We start from the raw sequence: 18,906 nt of genomic DNA on the forward strand, positions 1-18,906 counted from the left end.
AACAAGGATAATATTATTACCTATAGCAGTAATATTTTAGGGAGATTTAGCTACAATTTTAATCAACTTAACGTGCGAAAGTTAAGTTATTAATTTATCAAGATATTTTATAAGGATATTTTTTGAAATATTATTACTCTTTTTTAAGAGATAATCCTACTATTAGAGGTTTGTCTTTAGTTAATTTTATTGCATCATTTGGTGCATGGTTTTCTACAGTTGCAATTTATACTATGGTTGTTGATTTTGGTTCAAGTGAATTAGCTATTGCAATTGTTACTGCTATGCATTTTATTCCCGCAATAATAATAGCACCTTTTAGTGGAGCAATAATTGATAGAATGAAGATAAAACCTTTGATGGTATCTTTGTTATTTACTGAATTACTTATGACAGCTTCATTTTTAATGATTTCTAGTGCTGATGATATGTGGATGCTTTTACTTTTTATTTTTATTAGAATGAGTGCAGCTTCAATGTTTTTTTCTAGTGAAATGTCTCTTTTAGCAAAACTTTCAAGTGGTAAAGAACTTCAAACAGCAAATGAGATTCAATCAATTATTTGGTCATTTACTTATGCCATTGGTATGGCTGTTAGTGGATTTATTGTAAATTTATATGGAGCAAAAACAGCAATTTTAATTGATGTTATTATTTTTATAATAGCATTTTTAGTTTTTATTCAAATAAAAATAAATCTTGAATACAAAAAAGTTGAAGAGAAAATTTTTGAACTTATGCTTGATGGATTAAGATATATTAAAAACAACAAGATAATTTTACATTTAATATTTTTGCATGCGAGCGTAGGGCTTACTAGCTATGATGCTTTAATTACCATTTTGGCGAAAAATGAGTACAAAGAGTTAATTGCAGTACCACTTGCTATTGGATTATCAAATTCTGTTAGAGCAATTGCACTTTTTATTGGTCCTATGCTTCTAAATAAGATAATAAACAAAGATAATCTTCAATATCTTTTAACTTTTCAAGGATTAACAATAATTGTTTGGGCTTTTGCTCAAAAAGATTTTTATACTTCTTTGATTGCTCTATTTTTTGTAGGATTTAGCACAGCATTTTTATGGTCATATACTTATGCACTTTTACAAAATAGATGTGAAAAAAGATATATAGGAAGAGTTATATCTTATAACGATATGTTTTTTATGCTTACAAATGTTTTGACTACTTTATTTATTGGAACAATGGCGAATTTCACAACTACAACTATAATTACAATATGTTTAGGTGTTGCTTTTCTACTTTTTGCATATTACTATACAAGGATAAAAGGATTAATTGACTAAAATCTTATAAAAAAATAAAGGATAGGTTTTGATTTTAGATTATAAAGATATAAATGATTTAGATAGATATAAAATAATGTCAGGAAGTATAGTTCCAAGACCAATTGCTTGGATTGTTACTGATGATAATGGTGTTTTAAATGCTGCTCCATTTTCATATTTTATTCCTATTTCTACAAATCCTGCATTAGTAATTGTTGCTATTGGTAAAAAAGATGATGGAACACAAAAAGATACTTTAGCAAATATATTAAAAACAAAAAAAGCTACAATTTGTTTTCCAAATAAAGATAATGTTGAACTTGTACAAAAATGTGCTGCTCAACTTCCAAAAGATGCAAGTGAAATTGAAAAGTTTGAAATAGATGTTAGAAAAGAGATGCAAAGTTATCCACCAATTATCTCATCTACTCAAACTGCCTTATTTTGTGAATATTATGATACTTATAACGTTGAAGGTGATACAACACCAGTAATATTAAAGATAAATTTTCAGTATATCGAAGATGATAGAATAAACGAAAGAAATCATACAAAAATTGATAGTGTTGGAAGAGTTGGAGTGACTTTTAAAGCTATGATTGATTTATAAGAAGTAAAAATTATTTACTTCTTATTTTGTTAAACTGCACTGTTTCCGCAGTGTCCACATTTTTTTGCAGCTACTGGAATTTCCATTGCACAATCAGAACATACTTTTGTTTTAGGAGCTGGGAGCTTCTGAACCTTTTAGTTTATTGTAAGATTTAATAAACATAAATACAACAAACCCTAATATTATAAATGAAATCGTATCATTCATAAATACACCAAGTTTAATTGCAGGTGCCCCAGCTTTTTCTAAATCTGCCAAAGTAGCGTAACTATTTCCATCTAAAGGTAAAAATAATTGTGAGAAATCAACTCTTCCAAGTAATAATCCAATAGGAGGCATAATAACATTTTCTACAAGAGATTTTACAAATGTAGCGAACGCAGCACCAAATATAAAACCAATAGCCATATCAACAACATTTCCTGAAATTAGGAATTTTTTAAATTCTTTTAACATAATTTTTCCTTTGACTTTTTTTGACATTATAGTTAATTTATCTTTATAGATAATAAACTAACTTATTTTAGATTAAATAACTAAAAAATAATTCTTAAATTACAAATTAGTTTCAACTTGATTACATTTTGATTACAGTAGTTTAAATATAACTTTACTTTAAATTATAAAGAATATATTTTCAAAAAATAATTTTTTAGGAAAAAATATGAATAATTTGAAACTAAGAGATAAAATTCTTTTAATATTAGTTTTACCAATATTAGCAGTTTTTTTGCTTTCATCTATTTTAATTTCTCAAAAAATAGAAGAAGTTAAAAATATGAATAAAACTTCTAGTTATATGAATTTTACATTCAAGGTTTCTGAATTATTATCAAATATTCAAAAAGAGAGAGAATTGTCCATACTATATTTAAATAGTTATGGAAAAATTAAAAATGATGAGTTAGAAAAACAAATAAAAATAACTGATGAATCTGAAAGAAAATTTGAAGATTTTATAAGTAATTTTGATTTAATTAAAAAAGAGAACAACCTTTTAGAGAAAATAAATATTCAAAAAGATAGTTTAATAAAAATAAAAGAGCTTAGAACTAGTGTAAAAGAGCTTAGAGTAGATTTGAAATTTGCTGAAAATATTTACAATGTTAGTGTGGCTAATTTAATATCTTTTTTTGATGATTTATTAATATACTCAAATAGTAAAGAGCTTACAAAAGCTTCTCAAGCATATGTTGCAATTATAAATACAATAGAAAAATCATATAAAGAGAAAGATTTAGTTAAAAATATTTTTGATTACAATGCTGTTTCAAATTCAAATTATAACAATTTTATTTCACTAATCATATTTCAAGATTCTCATATATATGATTTAAAAAAAAATATATCAGTAGAAGAACTTGAATATGTAAATAATCAATTAAACAATGAAGTATTTAAAAAACTTGAAGATTATAGAGGATTGATTTTCCTAAAAATAGATAAACCCGCATTATGCAATAGCTAAATAAGAATCTAAAATAAAGTACCATAAAATAACACTTCATAAGCATTCATAAGGAACACCAAATGGGTGAATTAAAAATTGAGTATTCTGATAAAAAAGTTACACCATTTGGTGGGATGAAATTATTAAAAAATTTTATAGATAAAACAAGAGTAATTGAAGATTTAAAAAGTGTAAATTTACCTATTGGATTTTCAAATAGAGCATATGATCCAATAAATATTATTCAAGGATTTTGGTTAGCTATATTTACAGGAGCAAGTAGATATATCCATGCCGATTGGTTAAGATATGATACAACATTACAAACAATATTTGAAATAGATAAATTGCCAAGTCAATCAACATATAGCAGATTTTTTCATAAATTTAATATTGAAAAGAATTCTGAAATATTTCCAATATTACAACAAAAATTCCTTTCACAACTAGATGTAGGACCACTAACAATTGATTTAGATTCAACAGTAATAACAAGATATGGTGAACAAGAAGGAGCTAAGAAAGGTTATAACCCTAAAAAACCTGGTAGAAACTCACATCATCCAATTATTGCATTTATAGATCAAACAAAAATGATAGCAAATACATGGATGAGAAGTGGTAATACTAGTTCACTTAATAATTATGACGCATTTTTAAATGAGACATTTGATATATGCTTAAAAGATAAAAAAGTTGGACTTGTAAGAGCAGATAGTGGATTTTATTCACAAGAATTCTTAGAATGGTTTGAAAAAAGAGGTATTAATTATATTGTGGCTGTAAAATTTTATGAAAATATAAAATACACCATTGGAAATATAACTAAGTGGATTAAAATCACAAAAGGACTTGATGTAGCAAGCCTAAGATTTAAACCTGATAACGGAAGTGAAAGAAGATATATAATTGTTAGAAAATTAAGTGAAGAATACCCAAAATCAGGTGGTAAACTTCTATTCGATGAACCTATATATAGATATAGTGCTTATGTTACTAATATTGAACTGCCAGTTGATCAAATTTATAATATATATAACACAAGAGCTGATTGTGAAAATAGAATAAAAGAACTTAAATATGATTTTGGAGCTGATAACTTCTGCTTAAAAGATTTTTATGCCACAGAAGCCTCTTTTAGATTTATTATGATGGCATACAATATTATGGCACTTTTTAAACATGAAGTAGTAAATTCAAATATGATGCTTTCAACACTACGATCCTATTGCTTTGCATTAGGATCTTGGATAACAGAACATTCAAATCAAAAAGTACTAAAAATATCACTTCCACAAAAAAGAAGAACTTGGATGAATGGTTTATTTGAAAACGTAAAACAAAGTCAAATTCCCTTTAAGTATACATAGATAATTTTCAATAAAAATACTTAAAAATTACAGAGAAAATCTATAACTTTTAGTTATAAATAAATATTTTATTGCTTCTTCTATTGCATAATCTGGGATAAAGAGAATTTGATAAATAGCATAGAAGAATCTTTTGGATATGGAGGATTAATTTATTTTTATAATAACTTTATACTAACAAGTAATGAATCAATTTTAAATAGTATTCAAAAAAGTCATACAAAAATTCAAAGAGCAATTAGGGATTATAAGAAATTAGACCATTCAAATGAAGAGGCTGAGTTATTAAATAATATTCAAAATGCAATTGATACATATATGTCAAGAGCATATAACAATGATTATTCAACTGAAATTCAAAATTTAGATACTAAAACCTTTAAATCTTTAGAGAGTTTATCAAAAAATATTTATGGTGCAAATAGTAATAATTGGGAAGATTTATATGAACAAAAGATTAAAATATATGAAGATATTAAAGAAAAAATAGTAAAAGATACACTTTTATATATTGATATAAATATAGAAGAGTTGGATTCTCAAATTATTGTATTTTTTATATTTCTAATTTTGTTAATATTATTGATAATTGCCGTTATATTTGTAATGACAAGCAAAGTTACTGAAGCTATTAAAAAATTTGAAGATAATTTAAATCAATTCTTCTCTTATTCTATGAAAGAAAAAGATAGCATAAAATTAAATCAGCTTGAAGGTAGAGATGAATTTGCTTTAATGACAAAAAATATGAATACTCAAGTTGAAAAAATAGAAATAATTATAGAAAATGATAAAAATGTTATTCTTGAAATAACAGATGTTATGGAAAAAGTTAACAATGGATTCTTTGAATATACAATAAAAACTAAATCTTCTACAAAAGAGCTACAAACATTAGTAGATATTATAAATAAAATGATAGATAGAACTAGATTGAAAATAGATAGTTTAAATATGTTATTAAATAGTTATGCACAAGGTGATTATAAATTTAAATTAGATGAAATTCATAGTAAAGGAATGTATGGTGATTTTGGAATACTTTCAAATTCAACATTACTTTTAGGACAGTCATCTTCATCATTAATTGCTATGATTACAAATGCAGGTAAAAAATTAGAAGAAAATACTAAAATATTAACTAACTCTTCAAATGAATTATCAATTTCATCTTCAAATCAAGCTTTATCTTTGAAACAATCTTCTGTAGCTCTAGAGCAGATAACACAAAATCTTAAAAATAATAATTCAAATATGAATCAAATGCTAAATATAGCTGATGAACTAAATAATTCAGCAATTTCTGGAAGTAATTCAGCTACTCAAACTTTTTCATCTATGGACGAAATTAGTAAAAAAGTTAAAGCTATAAATGAAGCAATAACTGTAATTGATCAAATAGCATTTCAAACAAATATATTATCATTAAATGCAGCTGTTGAGGCTGCAACTGCAGGTGAGGCAGGAAAAGGATTTGCAGTAGTTGCACAAGAAGTTATAAATCTTGCAAATAGAAGTGCAGAAGCAGCAAGAGAGATAAAAAATTTAGTTGAAAGTGCTAATAAAGAGGCAATAGAAGGCAAAAATATAGCAGATACTATGATTCAAGGTTATGATAATTTAACTTCAAAAATTTCTGAAACTAAAGATATAATTCACAATGTAACTATTTTTAGTAAAGAACAAGAGTTAGGAATAGTTCAAATAAATGAAACTGTTTCAAAACTTGATTTTGAAACACAAAAAAATGCCAAAACAGCTTCAAATATAGATAAATTATCAAATGAAGTATCTAATTTATCAAATAAACTTCTTCAAATTACATCAGCTTCAAAAATAGATGAAAAATTTTATGAAATGGTTGAAAATGTAGACTTAATAAAAGAGTTATCTAAATATAAAAATGATCATATAAATTTCAAAAAAAGATATTATAAAATTTTAGATAATTATGAAGATTGTAAAGTTGATAACTGTAAAACTTGTAATTTAGGTAGATGGATATCTATTTGTGAAGATAAGAATACTCATTTTACTGGAAATATAAAATGGGAAGAGTTAAAACAAAATCACCAAGATGTTCATGATAGAATACAAGAATATGTTAAAAAAAATGCAAATAGAATAGAAAATCAGCATCTAAGACAAATAGCTAATGAAATAGAAAATTCAACTGTAAAAGTTTTTGATAGTTTAAATGATATTTTATTTTTAGAGTCAGATTCAAATAAAAAGTAGAAAACTACTTTTTATTGAACTATTTGATGAAGTTTTGAACATTGTCCTAAATAAGTATCCATTCCACACATATCATTCATAATATCTTGAAAACTATGCGCGTGAGCATTGTAAACATATACAAAAATTTCATCATCTTTTTTCAAAAAGTTTTTCTTTCCAAAATCTGTATAAGCTGTTGCTCCAGCAGCAATTAAAATACCTTTTGCATCTTTTGCTGCAACTTTTAGAAATTGTCCAAGCTCTTCAAGTGGTCCACAATCTTCTTGACAATTTAGTATATCAATCATCCAATATTTTAGTTTATCAAAAAAATAACTATAAGATTTTACAGCACTAGTTGTTCCATAGTCATATACAATACCATCTCTTTTTATGAAAGAAGATATGTGGTATTTACTTAAAACGCCTTTATCTGTAAAATTATCAATAGCAATTATATCTTGAGAGATTCCTTTAGTTTTTTCTCCCCAATTTTTTTTTGTACTTAATTTATTTCCATCTTGAACTCTAATTGAACAGTCATTAAAGGCACTAAAATATTTTGGAATAATATCTATAACTTGATCATTTTCATATACAAAATCACAAATTAATGCGACTTCGGCCTCAACTTGTAAATTATCATTTTCTCTTCCATGAGTTAAAATGATTTCATCACAAATAGGATAAGTTCCTAAAAAGCTATTGTGATTTTTTATATAAAATGGAAACATACCTTTTGGAGCATCTTTTTCTGTCGTTTTTATAACAGAAAACTCGTCAGCTTCTCCAGCTTCACCTAAATGATTTGCAAAGTTTCCAGCAACAGCAAAACCTAAATAATCTTTTAAATCTTCTATTAAATTCATATTAATTTTCCTAATATATTTTCAAGTCAAATATTATCAGAAAAAGTTATTATAAAAGTCAAAAAAGGAATATAGTTTGTGTATGTAAGGGTAATTTAAGAAAAATATTTACAAAGAGCAGGGCTCTTTGTAAAATTAGATTTACTTATTAATAGTTCTCCATTTAGCAGGACCAGTAGTATGAATAGAGTTTCCTTCTGTATCAACGGCAACAGTTACAGGCATATCTTTTACTTCAAATTCATAAATTGCTTCCATTCCAAGCTCTTCAAATGCTAAAGTTTTTGCACCTTTGATTGATTGAGCAATTAAATAAGCAGCTCCACCAGTTGCAATTAAATAAATAGATTTGTACTCTTTAATTAAGTCGATTGTTGGTTGTTTTCTTTCACCTTTTCCAATCATTCCCATAATTCCAATTTCCATCATATCTTTTGTAAATTTATCCATTCTTGTAGATGTTGTTGGTCCTGCAGGTCCTACAACTTCATCTCTAACTGGATCAACTGGTCCAACGTAGTAGATGAATCTATCTTTTAAATCAACACCATTTGGAAGTGGTTTTCCAGCATTTTTGTACTCAACTATTTTTTTATGAGCAGCATCTCTTGCTGTTAAAATCTTTCCAGATAATAATAAAGTATCTCCAGATTTAAATTGAGATAAATTTTCTTTTGTTAAATCTTCAATATTTACTCTTTTAATTGTATCCATTGGAAGAGTAACATCTGGCCATAAATCTAAATCAGGTTTTTCAAATTTAGCAGGACCATTTCCATCTAATTCAAAGTGAATATGTCTTGTTGCTGCACAGTTTGGAATCATAGCAACTGGTAAAGAAGCAGCATGACATGGGTAATCTAAAATTTTAACATCTAAAACAGTTGTTAAACCACCAAGACCTTGTGCTCCAATTCCAAGTTTATTGATATCTTCATATAATTTTAATCTTAATTCTTCAAGTGGATTTTGAGGACCTCTTGCTTTTAATTCATGAATGTCAACGTGACCCATTAATGATTCTTTTGCTAAAAGCATAGATTTTTCAGGATTTCCACCAATTCCAATTCCTAAAATTCCAGGAGGACACCATCCCGCACCCATATCTTTTACATTTGCCATAACCCAGTCATAAATACTATCACTTGGATTTAAAACAGCGAATTTAGATTTATTTTCACTTCCTCCACCTTTAGCTGCAACTGTGATATCTAATTTATCAGAGTTATCAACGCTTACATGAATAACTGCTGGAGTATTGTTTTTTGTATTTGTTCTTTTTCCTGCAGGATCACTTACAACTGAAAATCTAAGAGTATTATCAGGATCTGTATAACCTTTTGCAACACCTTCATTTAATAAATCTTCTAAATTTTTTGTAATGTCTAAGTTAGCTTTTAATCCAACTTTTACAAAAATATTAACACTTCCTGTATCTTGACATAGAGGTCTATGTCCCATTGCACACATTTTTGAGTTGATTAATATTTGTCCAATTGCATTTTTTGCAGAGTCACTTTGCTCTTTTTCATAAGCTTCAACCATACCTTTTACAAAATCTTCTGGATGATAAAAAGATATAAATTGACATGCACTTGCAACTGAATCTATAATATCTTGTTCTGTGATTTTTTTACTCATAAATTTTTCCTTTGTTTATTTTAGAAATTTTTAAATTATATCAACGCAGTTTTAAAATTAGCCTTTTTATAAACTAAAAAATAAGATATTTCCAAAAAATGTTTAGTTTAGAAATAGCTAGACATAAAAAAAGCTACTCTTAAAAAAGAGTAGCTTTTCTATACATACTTAAATATTAAGCAAAAAATCTTTTTTCTGCCTCATCTTGTAATTTAACACCAGAATATTTAGCTCTTTGAACTAATTCCCAGAAGTATCTATAAGTTGCTCTATCATGTAATTCACCATCATATTGGATTGGTCCCCACTCAGCATCTTGAGCTTTAATTAAAATATTTTGTGCAGCTTCAAGTTCTGTAAAATCAGGTTTCATAGCATCAACAATTGCTTGAACTTGTGTTGGGTAAATTGACCACATTCTCATGAATCCGAACTCATTTCTTGCTCTTTCAGCATCTTTATAAGTTTGGTATGGGTTTTTTAAATCTAAAGTTACGTTATGTGCTGGAATTACACAGTTTTGGATTGCAGCTTGAGCAACTCTTGCTTTTGCAGCTCCAATTAATCTGTGATCAAATTGACCAGGGCTTCTCATATTAATCGCTGGAATTGCTCCTTGGTATCCTGAAACGAAATCCATTAATCCAAAATCTAAAACTTGTAACCAAGGTAAAGTTGCAATCTTTTCAACATCTTGTAATGCACCATGAGTTTCAATTAAAACGTGAATTGGAATTTCTCTTTTTATTCCAGCTTCTTTTGCTACTTTTTGAATATATTCAATTTGAGTTTTTGCATCTTCATAACATGTTGATTTTGGTAAAGTAATGTATGCTAAATTTTCTCCAGCACCTGGTACTAAAATATCAACATCTTGTCTCCAATCTGGATGAGAGTGGTCATGAATTCTTGTTCCAGCCATTTTGTATGGATTTTCAGAAGAATTAACAACTCTTACGATCATTTGAGCATGTTCAACTTCTTTTCCTGTTTCTGCACCATCTTCACAATCACAAGTAATATCAAAAACTGGTCCTAATTTTTTTTGCATTTCAAAACCTTTTAGGATTAGCTTTTCGCTTCCTGCAAAGTGCTCACAAGTTGGAATAATTGGTAAAGATTTACCTGATTCAAATAAAGCTTCTTTTGGATGTGTCATATTTTTTCCTTTTTGTTAAATTAAATTTTTATTTTTTTGTAGATTTTTTTGGAATTACAACAGTGTAATCTAAATCTAATACAATGTTTGGAAGATATTTACCATCTTCACCTTTAGGGCTTGAAATCTCTGTTGGATTTTGATTTTTAACAGCAATCGTTCTTAATCTTAAAAGACCAATATCCTCTCTTTTATGATCTATAGTCTCTAAAATTTCAGTATATGCATAAATTGTATCTCCTGCATAAGTAGGATTACAGTGATTTCCACTATTTATAGCATATACCCATTGAGCATTTTGTAGCCCATTAAAAGAGATTGCTCTTGCCATTGAAATAACAATTCCACCATACATTAATCTTTGACCCATAGGAGTTGATTTCATCATATGGTCATTAAAATGTACCTTCGCATTGTTTTGGTATAGTTTTGTTGCAAGTGTGTGATCACTATTATCAATAGTAATTCCTTCAGGATGATTAAGTCTCTCTCCTGCAACATAATCTTCAAAGAAGTACTCTCCACCACTAGCATCTGTATCAATTGCACCAATTGTTGGAATATTTATTTTATCAACTATTGGAGTTGAAGCTTCAAAAGTTGGAACAATATTTATTTCACTTTTTACACTATGGTCTTTTTTGTGAACCATTACCCATCTTTTGAAGTTTAAAACTTCATTTCCGTCTTGATTTACCCCAATAGAGTGAACATAAACAACTCCACTTTTTCCATTTGAGTTTTCTTTTAAACCAATTACAGTTGAAGTCATACTAACTGTATCTCCAACAAAAACTGGATTTGGAAAAGAGATTTCAGCATAACCTAAATTTGCAATAGCATTTAAAGATATATCTTGAACTGATTTTCCAAATGTTAGGTGGAACATTAATATATCATCAATTGGTCTTTTTTTGTAACCAATCTCTCTTGCTACAATATCACTTGAATGAAGAGAAAATCTAGAACCTGTGAAGGCTATGTATAAAGATACATCACCTTCGCTTACAGTTCTAGGAAGTGGATGAACAATTTTTTGTCCAATGCTAAAATCTTCAAAATAGTTACCGTAATTTATTTTTGACAAACTAATCTCCTTATTTGTTAAATAGGTTTTGACCTAATGATTTATATGTTTCATAAAGTTTTATCATTTTTCTTGCCCATTTAATTCTTGAAGAATCAACAAGTTTATTGTTATGTAAAATTACCTCTTTACCTTCTTTTGCTGCTTCTTCATATTTTGCAATCATTTGTTCATAATCTTCAACTTCACTTTGTTTTGGAGTGAAAATGTCATTAATGTATTCAATTTGAATTGGATGAATAAGAGATTTACCATCAAATCCTAAATTAAATGCATCTTTTGTTGAATCTTCACAAGCAAACTCGTCTAACACATCGAAGTGTGGACCATCAATTACAGTTTTACCATAAGCTTTTGCAGCAAGTGCAATTTGAGCTAAATATGTAACGATAGCTTTTGAACCTCTTTTTATATCTATTTGAAGTCTATTTGCTAATTTGTTTGAACCAACTACAACAACTTCAACTTTTGGACTAGCTGCACAAATTTCGTGAATATTTAAAACAGCTAAAGGAGTTTCAATCATAATCATAAGAGTTAATTTTGGATTTACTTCTTCTATTAATTTAACAGCTTCTAAAACATCTTCTTTTGAATCTATTTTAGAGAATAGTAAACCATCAATTTCAATTTCTCTTGCTAATTGTAAATCTTTTTTCAAATCTTCACTTCCAAGATTATTAATTCTTAAAACTCTTTCGCTATCTCCAAAGCTTGGACCTTGTTCTGCGTAAACTTCTTTTAAAGTAGTTCTTCCTAATTCTCTTTGATCTTCTAAAATTGCTTCAAAATCAAAAATAACAGTGTCAGCTAAAACAGTTTTTGCTTTTTCTACATTGTGTTTGTTGTATGAAGGAACTAAAAGCATAGATCTTCTAGCTTTATATTCAACTACTTCTTCACCTTTTGATTTTGCTCTTTCAAGCTCATTTAAATCTTTTACTAATTGTTTTCTTAAAACTTTTCCATTTTTTGTTCTTGGATAGTCAGTCATTGTATAGATTCTTTTTGGTGCTTTATATTTAGCTAAATTTGCTTGAGAGAATTTTAAAATTTCTTCTTCTTGTTCTTTAGTTAAAGTAGTATGACCAATAACAATGATTGCTACGATAGTTTTATCTTTTTCAATATCTAGACCAAAAGCAACACAATCTGCAACATCTGGATGAGTTTTTACAACTCTTTCAATTTCATGTGGAGATACTCTAAATCCAAAAGTATTGATAATGTCATCTTTTCTTCCAATGAACCAAATATATCCATCTTTATCTTTTCTAGCATAATCTCCTGTGAAGAAGTATCCATCATGTTTAGCTTTTTGAGTCTCTTCTTCTAATTGCCAGTACTCTAAGAATAATCCTGGATCGTCTTCACCTATACAAATCATTCCTTCTTCTTCAACACCAACTTCTTCTAAAGTTTCTGGGTTTAAAAGTTTTACAATGTGTCCTGGTTGAGGGAATCCTGCACTTCCTGGTCTTATTGGATTATATTTTGAGTGTGAAATATAGTATGAACATTCACTCATACCAATTGCTTCAAAAATATCTTGTTTAAATCTTTCTCTCCAAAGTCCTAACATTTCATCAGATAAGTGTTCTCCAGCAGACATACAATATCTTAAAGTTGGACAATCATCTAAAGTGAAGTCAGTTTTTTGAATTATTTGTCTATAAATTGTTGGAACTCCAATGAAAATAGTACATTGATGTTTTTTAATTAAATTAATCCATGTAGAAGCATCATTTGCACCTTCATAAGCAATAACTGTATGACCATTGTATAATGGATCCATTAAAGCAGAACCTAAAACATAAGTCCAGTTAAATTTACCAGAGTGCATGATTCTATCATTTTCTTTAAAATCAAACCAGTAATCAGTTGCTGGTTTTCTACCTACTAATGATCTATGAGAGTGTAGTACACCTTTTGGATAACCAGTAGTTCCAGATGTATAAACTAAATATGCAGGTTCACCTGATTTTGAATTGTAATGATTTGGAGTTGTACTAGTCTCTTTAAAAATTTGATTTAATGCATATACATTTATATCTTTTGGTTTTTTTAAATCTTCAACACTATCAATTCCAGCAACAACTATTGTTCTCAAATTATCAAGATTTTCTAAATATGGAACTAAATTTTCATACATAGAAGCTGATAAAACAATTGCTTTCGCTTGAGAATCTTCAGCTAAATATTTAACTTCACTACCACTTAATAAAGTTGAAGTAGGAACAGCAATCATTCCACCTTTCATTACTCCAAAAAATGAAATAGGGTAAGCTAAAGAGTTTTTTAGACAAACTAAAACTCTATCTCTTGGCTCTAAACCAATTCCTGCAAAGAAGTTAGATACTTGATCAGATTTTGTTGCTAACTCTTTATAAGTTATAGAATCTGTCCCTAATTTATCATCTTCAATTACCATAGCAACATTATTTTCTTTATTTGTACCAACATGTTTTGTTGTACAAGCGATACCTATATTTAAAAACTCAGGTACATCTAATTTTATTGTTTGACTCATATTAAAACTCCTTATAATATTACAGTTGACCGTATGGCCAGTTTTCTTTAAATGTGTGGATAGGCATTTTGTTTAACACAGAAAGTGCAAATAACTCATCCTCTTTTGATAAACTATTTAATGCATAAGCTCTTAAAATGTTTTGTAAAGATTTTCCAAACATTGGCGGATCTAACATTTCACCTTCATATCTAATTGCACCACTTAGTAAAGCATCAGCTTCAATAGCAGCTTTTAAAATTGATACATCTTTTTCTATTTCTAGAGGAGACGGTGTAAATGCAACTTTACAAATATTTATATGATTTGGTGTAATAACTTGTTTACCTGTTAATCCCATTGCATTCTCTCTTAATGCATGAGAATAAACATGTTTACTAGCTTCATCACCATGTAAATCTAACCATCTTCTAATATCTTTTTTCTCAACACAAGAATCTGGTAATGAATGTGGTGTTAAAAGTACTTCTACTCCCCCAATTACTCCTTTACCTTTAATTCTAGCTTCCATTGTAAGAATATTAAAGAATGTTTCTAATTCATCAATCCAACCTTTTGGAGTTATTTTATAAGCCATTGCTTTTGAAAAATCGTGAATTCCAAATACAATGTGTTTAACAGTTGAATATTCCATTAATCTATCGGCAATTTGAAGAGATTTTGGATGCTCAACGATTGGCTGAATTGTTAGTTTACTTCCAATTGAAATTAACCATGAAGACAAATCTCTGATTTCAGCACTTCCATAAACTTCTCCTGCTTTTGCTAAAACAATAACATCTATATATTGATGAATTTGTTTTAACATTTTTAAATCTTCTTCATACTCTTCAGTTCTAAATGGATTTATTCTTACAGCTATTTGAAAATCTCTTTCAGGGAATTTTGGTAATTCTTGAATTAAAAGTTCTCTACTCATAGCTTTTTGTCTACAACCATCTTCTAAGTCAAATAAAACAGTGTGAGCTTTTGTTTTATAAGCATGTTTTTGTAATCTTAATTTTGCTTGTTCCATTGTTTCATAAGAACCATCTAGTGGATTATATTTAATTGGTGGATAATAAATTTGGATACCTGGCCAATAACCACCAAGAACTGGTGTTAAATCGTCATTTGCTGTTAATTTAGATAAATCTATCGCAGAAGTCATCATATTTAAACCTTTCATATTTTTTACTTGTTTTATGTACAAAGATTTTATTACACATAAAAACTAACAAGGAATTTATACACAAATTAAAATGAATAAATTTTATATCTTTTAATATAGTAAATAAATTTAAGTTTATTATAATAAATGCCGTACAATTACCAATTTTAGGGAAATAAAACTTAAAAATTATTATAAAAAATGATAATTATTTAAAAAATTGAGGAGTAAATTAGAATTTCTTATGAAGATTTTCTATAAAAAAGAGTTAAAAATACTCTTTTTTATAAATCTTGTAAAAAATTTAGTGTTTCAAAGTAGTCAATTAAAAAAGGTTTTGATACTTTTTCAAAGCTATCTACATCTTCATATAGGTTTATAAAAAATGAAAAATTAATATTTCTATTTTTTAAAGCTTCTATTGAAAGAAGAGTATCATTTATAGAGCCCAATTTTGAAGGAGTTATTAAAAAAGTTTTTGTTTTGAATTCTTTTATTAAATCAATTATAAAAAAATCTTTTTTAATAGGAACCATTAACCCACCAGCTCCCTCAATAATAAGAACATCACAAAAATTTTTTAAATACTCTTTTTTTTCTTTTAAAAATTCAATATCTATATAAGTGTTTCCTTTTGCAACATATGGTGAAGCGGGAAGTAAGAATTGATAGGGAACACAATCATTAACAGAAATATTCTTGAAATCAGGATTTAATTTTTTTACTAAATTAAGCATTTTTGAACCATCAAGAGGAGTATTGTTTTCAACTCCTGTTTCAATAGGTTTAAAATAACCAACTCTAAGTCCAGCTTTTGCAAAATGATTTAAGAATTTTTCACAAGCATAAGTTTTTCCGACATTTGTATTTGTTGCAGTAATAAAGATACTTTTACCTATATACTCTTCTGGATTGATTTTCATAATAATCTCTTTTTTGTTATAATTTGTAGCTTTTTAAAAATATGATTTTATCATAGCAATAATAAGGGTTTTATGTGAGTAATGAAATAGAAATAGAATTAAGTGAAGATTTAGAAGTACAAGAACCAAAAAAATATAATGTTTTTTTATTAAATGATGATTATTCAACAATGGAATTTGTAATAGATGTATTAGTAAAAATATTTAGAAAGACAGTAAGTGAAGCTGAAGCAATTATGTTGAATGTTCATAATAATGGTAAAGGTCTTTGTGGTGTTTATAGTTTTGAAATAGCAACTACTAAAGTTGCTCAAGTAAAAACTATGGCTAGAGAGAAGGGCTTTCCTTTAAAAGCTACAATGGAAGAAGAGTAAATAATGATAAGTAAAGAGTTAAGGCATATCTTTGCACAAGCAATTAGTTATGCAAAAAGTAATCATCATGAATATTTGACATTGGAACATATTTTTTTAATGTTAATAAATGATGCAACAATAGAAGAGATGTTTTTTGATTTAGGAGTTGATACGAATATTTTATTTCAAGATTTAAAAACATATATTGAATCAAACACTCCAAAGCTTCCTGAAGGAATAAATGATGAACCAATTGAAACTTTGGCTCTCTCTTCTACAATTGAGTATATGGTTGCACATACTCAAAGTAGTGGAAAAACAAAAGCTAATGTTGAAGATATGTTTGTAGCAATATTAAAAGATGAAAAAACGTATGCTGCATATCTATTAAAAAAATTGGGAATTCAAAGAGTGGATATTCTTGAAGAGATTTCTCATAGACCTGATGATGAAAAAGATGAACAAGATGGTAAAAATGAGAAAGTGTTAGAGCAAAATTCAAGTGAACTTGTAGCTGTTGCTAAAAAAAATGAGATAGATCCAGTTATTGGAAGAGAGAATGAAATAGCAAGAGTAATAGAGATACTTTCAAGAAGAAAGAAAAATAATCCACTCTTAGTTGGAGAACCAGGAGTTGGTAAAACAGCTATTGCAGAAGGTTTAGCTTTAAAAATAGCACAAAAACAAGTTCCTGTGACTTTAGAAGATTCAAAAATCTTTTCATTGGATATGGGTTCTATGTTAGCTGGTACTAAATATAGAGGTGATTTTGAAAAAAAATTAAAATCTCTTTTAAATGAGATTTCAAAAATACCCAATGCAATTTTATTTATAGATGAAATACATACAATTGTTGGAGCTGGAAGTGTTGGTGGAAGTGCCATGGATGCTTCTAATATTTTGAAACCTCTTTTAGCAAATGGAAAATTAAGATGTATAGGTGCTACAACTTTTGCTGAATATAGAAATGATTTTGCAAAAGATAAAGCATTAAGTCGGCGTTTTGCAAAGGTTGATGTAAATGAGCCAAGTATTGAAGATTCAATTACAATTTTAGAAGGTTTAAAATCAAAATATGAAGAGTTTCATCAAGTTAAGTATTCAAAAAGTGCTATTGTAAGTGCAGTAGAACTTAGTAAAAAATATATAACAGATAGATTTTTACCTGATTGTGCAATAGATGTAATAGATGAGGTAGGTGCAGCTAAAAAAATAGAGTTGTCTAAAACTCTAAAAACAAAAACTGATTCGAATATAACTATCTTATCAAAAGATGTAGAAGAAATTATTTCAAAAATGGCACATATTCCTGCAAGAAGTGCGACAAAATCAGATTTGACACTTTTGAAAAATTTAGAAAAAAATATGCAAAAAAGAGTTTTTGGTCAAGATAAAGCTATATCCTCAATTATTCAAGCTATTAAGATAAACAAAGCAGGGCTAGGATTAGATAAAAAACCAATTGGAAGTTTTTTATTTACTGGACCTACTGGAGTTGGAAAAACAGAAGTTGCAAAAGAGCTAGCACTTCAAATGGGAATACATTTTGAAAGATTTGATATGAGTGAATATATGGAAGCTCATGCAGTTTCAAGGTTGATTGGTGCTCCTGCTGGATATATTGGATTTGAACAGGGTGGACTTTTAACTGAATCAATTAGAAAACATCCTCATACTGTATTATTATTAGATGAAATTGAAAAAGCACATCCTGATTTAATGTCAATTTTACTTCAAGTTATGGATAATGCAGAACTAACAGATAATAGCGGTAATAAAGCAGATTTTCAAAATGTAATATTAATAATGACTTCAAATTTAGGTGTAAGTGAAGCAAATGTTATGGGATTTGCAAAAAATGAGAAACTTAACGAAAGCAAAGCTATAAATAAGTTTTTTGCACCTGAATTTAGAAATAGATTAGATGCTGTTGTGAGTTTTGATAGTTTAACTTTAGATATAGTTTCAAAAGTTGCTGGAAAGTTTATTGAAGATTTAGAAAAACAGTTAGAAAATAAAAAAATAAAAATAGAGATAAGTAAAAAAGCAAAAGATGAGCTTGCAAAATTAGGTTATGATAAAGCAATGGGTGCAAGACCTTTAAATAGAGTTATTTCTCATAAAATAAGAAATCCATTAACAGATGAAATTTTATTTGGTAAACTCAAAAAAGGTGGAATTGTGAAAATAGATTTTAAAGAAGACTTTATTTTTGATTATATTCAATAATAAAACACAATTATTTT

15 protein-coding genes are annotated in these 18,906 nt (G+C 27.7%); 7 read left to right on the top strand and 8 right to left on the bottom strand.

The annotated features are described in order from the left end of the window. The first annotated feature begins 122 nt into the window (after positions 1-122). Together ACBT_RS03310 and ACBT_RS03315 are read left to right on the top strand one after the other, a co-directional pair. The gene (locus ACBT_RS03310; protein WP_024775491.1) at positions 123-1,310 is read left to right on the top strand and encodes an MFS transporter; all 1,188 of its coding nucleotides are present in this window, start codon (positions 123-125) and stop codon (positions 1,308-1,310) included. Positions 1,311-1,338: 28 nt separating this feature from the next. Then, entirely contained in the window at positions 1,339-1,902 is a 564-nt protein-coding gene (locus ACBT_RS03315; RefSeq protein ID WP_024775490.1) for a flavin reductase family protein, read from the top strand. A gap of 111 nt (positions 1,903-2,013) precedes the next feature. Here ACBT_RS03315 and mscL read toward each other — a convergent pair whose 3' ends face one another. Beyond that, positions 2,014-2,361, bottom strand: a complete 348-nt coding sequence (gene mscL, locus ACBT_RS03320; RefSeq protein WP_228130313.1) for a large conductance mechanosensitive channel protein MscL — start codon at positions 2,359-2,361, stop codon at positions 2,014-2,016. Between the two features lie 208 nt (positions 2,362-2,569). On the opposite strand from mscL, the gene ACBT_RS03325 reads away from it, so the two are divergent. The 3 genes from ACBT_RS03325 to ACBT_RS03335 all read left to right on the top strand — a co-directional run bounded on the left by ACBT_RS03325 (position 2,570) and on the right by ACBT_RS03335 (position 6,963). Beyond that, positions 2,570-3,373: a nitrate- and nitrite sensing domain-containing protein gene (locus ACBT_RS03325; RefSeq protein WP_024775489.1), complete on the top strand. Its 804-nt coding sequence runs from the start codon at positions 2,570-2,572 to the stop codon at positions 3,371-3,373. Positions 3,374-3,435: 62 nt separating this feature from the next. After that, positions 3,436-4,725 (top strand): IS1380 family transposase, encoded by a 1,290-nt coding sequence (locus tag ACBT_RS03330; RefSeq protein WP_024774781.1) that lies wholly within the window; start codon positions 3,436-3,438, stop codon positions 4,723-4,725. Positions 4,726-4,833: 108 nt separating this feature from the next. Then, the gene (locus tag ACBT_RS03335; RefSeq protein WP_024775488.1) at positions 4,834-6,963 is read left to right on the top strand and encodes a methyl-accepting chemotaxis protein; all 2,130 of its coding nucleotides are present in this window, start codon (positions 4,834-4,836) and stop codon (positions 6,961-6,963) included. An 11-nt stretch (positions 6,964-6,974) separates the two neighbouring features. Here ACBT_RS03335 and ACBT_RS03340 read toward each other — a convergent pair whose 3' ends face one another. From ACBT_RS03340 to bioD, 7 genes are all read right to left on the bottom strand, one after another. Then, positions 6,975-7,814, bottom strand: a complete 840-nt coding sequence (locus ACBT_RS03340) for a DUF5718 family protein (protein WP_034218671.1) — start codon at positions 7,812-7,814, stop codon at positions 6,975-6,977. Positions 7,815-7,955: 141 nt separating this feature from the next. Continuing rightward, a complete protein-coding gene (locus ACBT_RS03345) occupies positions 7,956-9,455 on the bottom strand; it encodes a fumarate hydratase (protein ID WP_024775486.1) in 1,500 nt (499 codons plus the stop codon). A 175-nt stretch (positions 9,456-9,630) separates the two neighbouring features. Then, entirely contained in the window at positions 9,631-10,614 is a 984-nt protein-coding gene (locus ACBT_RS03350; protein WP_024775485.1) for an HpcH/HpaI aldolase/citrate lyase family protein, read from the bottom strand. A gap of 28 nt (positions 10,615-10,642) precedes the next feature. Beyond that, positions 10,643-11,701 carry a MaoC family dehydratase gene (locus tag ACBT_RS03355; RefSeq protein ID WP_024775484.1) on the bottom strand — a complete coding sequence of 353 codons (1,059 nt, stop codon included), beginning with the start codon at positions 11,699-11,701 and terminating at the stop codon, positions 10,643-10,645. 10 nt (positions 11,702-11,711) lie between these two features. Next, positions 11,712-14,231 carry an aldolase/citrate lyase family protein gene (locus ACBT_RS03360; protein WP_024775483.1) on the bottom strand — a complete coding sequence of 840 codons (2,520 nt, stop codon included), beginning with the start codon at positions 14,229-14,231 and terminating at the stop codon, positions 11,712-11,714. A 19-nt stretch (positions 14,232-14,250) separates the two neighbouring features. Continuing rightward, complete coding sequence (locus ACBT_RS03365) at positions 14,251-15,399, bottom strand: HpcH/HpaI aldolase/citrate lyase family protein (protein ID WP_228130312.1); 1,149 nt, start codon at positions 15,397-15,399, stop codon at positions 14,251-14,253. Between the two features lie 266 nt (positions 15,400-15,665). Next, the gene (gene bioD / locus ACBT_RS03370; RefSeq protein ID WP_024775481.1) at positions 15,666-16,304 is read right to left on the bottom strand and encodes a dethiobiotin synthase; all 639 of its coding nucleotides are present in this window, start codon (positions 16,302-16,304) and stop codon (positions 15,666-15,668) included. 74 nt (positions 16,305-16,378) lie between these two features. Between bioD and ACBT_RS03375 the strand changes: the two genes are divergently transcribed. Both ACBT_RS03375 and clpA read left to right on the top strand, forming a co-directional pair. After that, the gene (locus tag ACBT_RS03375; RefSeq protein WP_024775480.1) at positions 16,379-16,678 is read left to right on the top strand and encodes an ATP-dependent Clp protease adaptor ClpS; all 300 of its coding nucleotides are present in this window, start codon (positions 16,379-16,381) and stop codon (positions 16,676-16,678) included. A gap of 3 nt (positions 16,679-16,681) precedes the next feature. Next, on the top strand, positions 16,682-18,889 hold the full coding sequence (gene clpA, locus ACBT_RS03380; RefSeq protein ID WP_024775479.1) for an ATP-dependent Clp protease ATP-binding subunit ClpA: 2,208 nt from the start codon (positions 16,682-16,684) through the stop codon (positions 18,887-18,889). The last annotated feature ends 17 nt before the right edge of the window (positions 18,890-18,906 follow it).

This window comes from Aliarcobacter cibarius, assembly GCF_013372265.1.
In the GTDB taxonomy this organism is placed as follows: domain Bacteria; phylum Campylobacterota; class Campylobacteria; order Campylobacterales; family Arcobacteraceae; genus Aliarcobacter; species Aliarcobacter cibarius.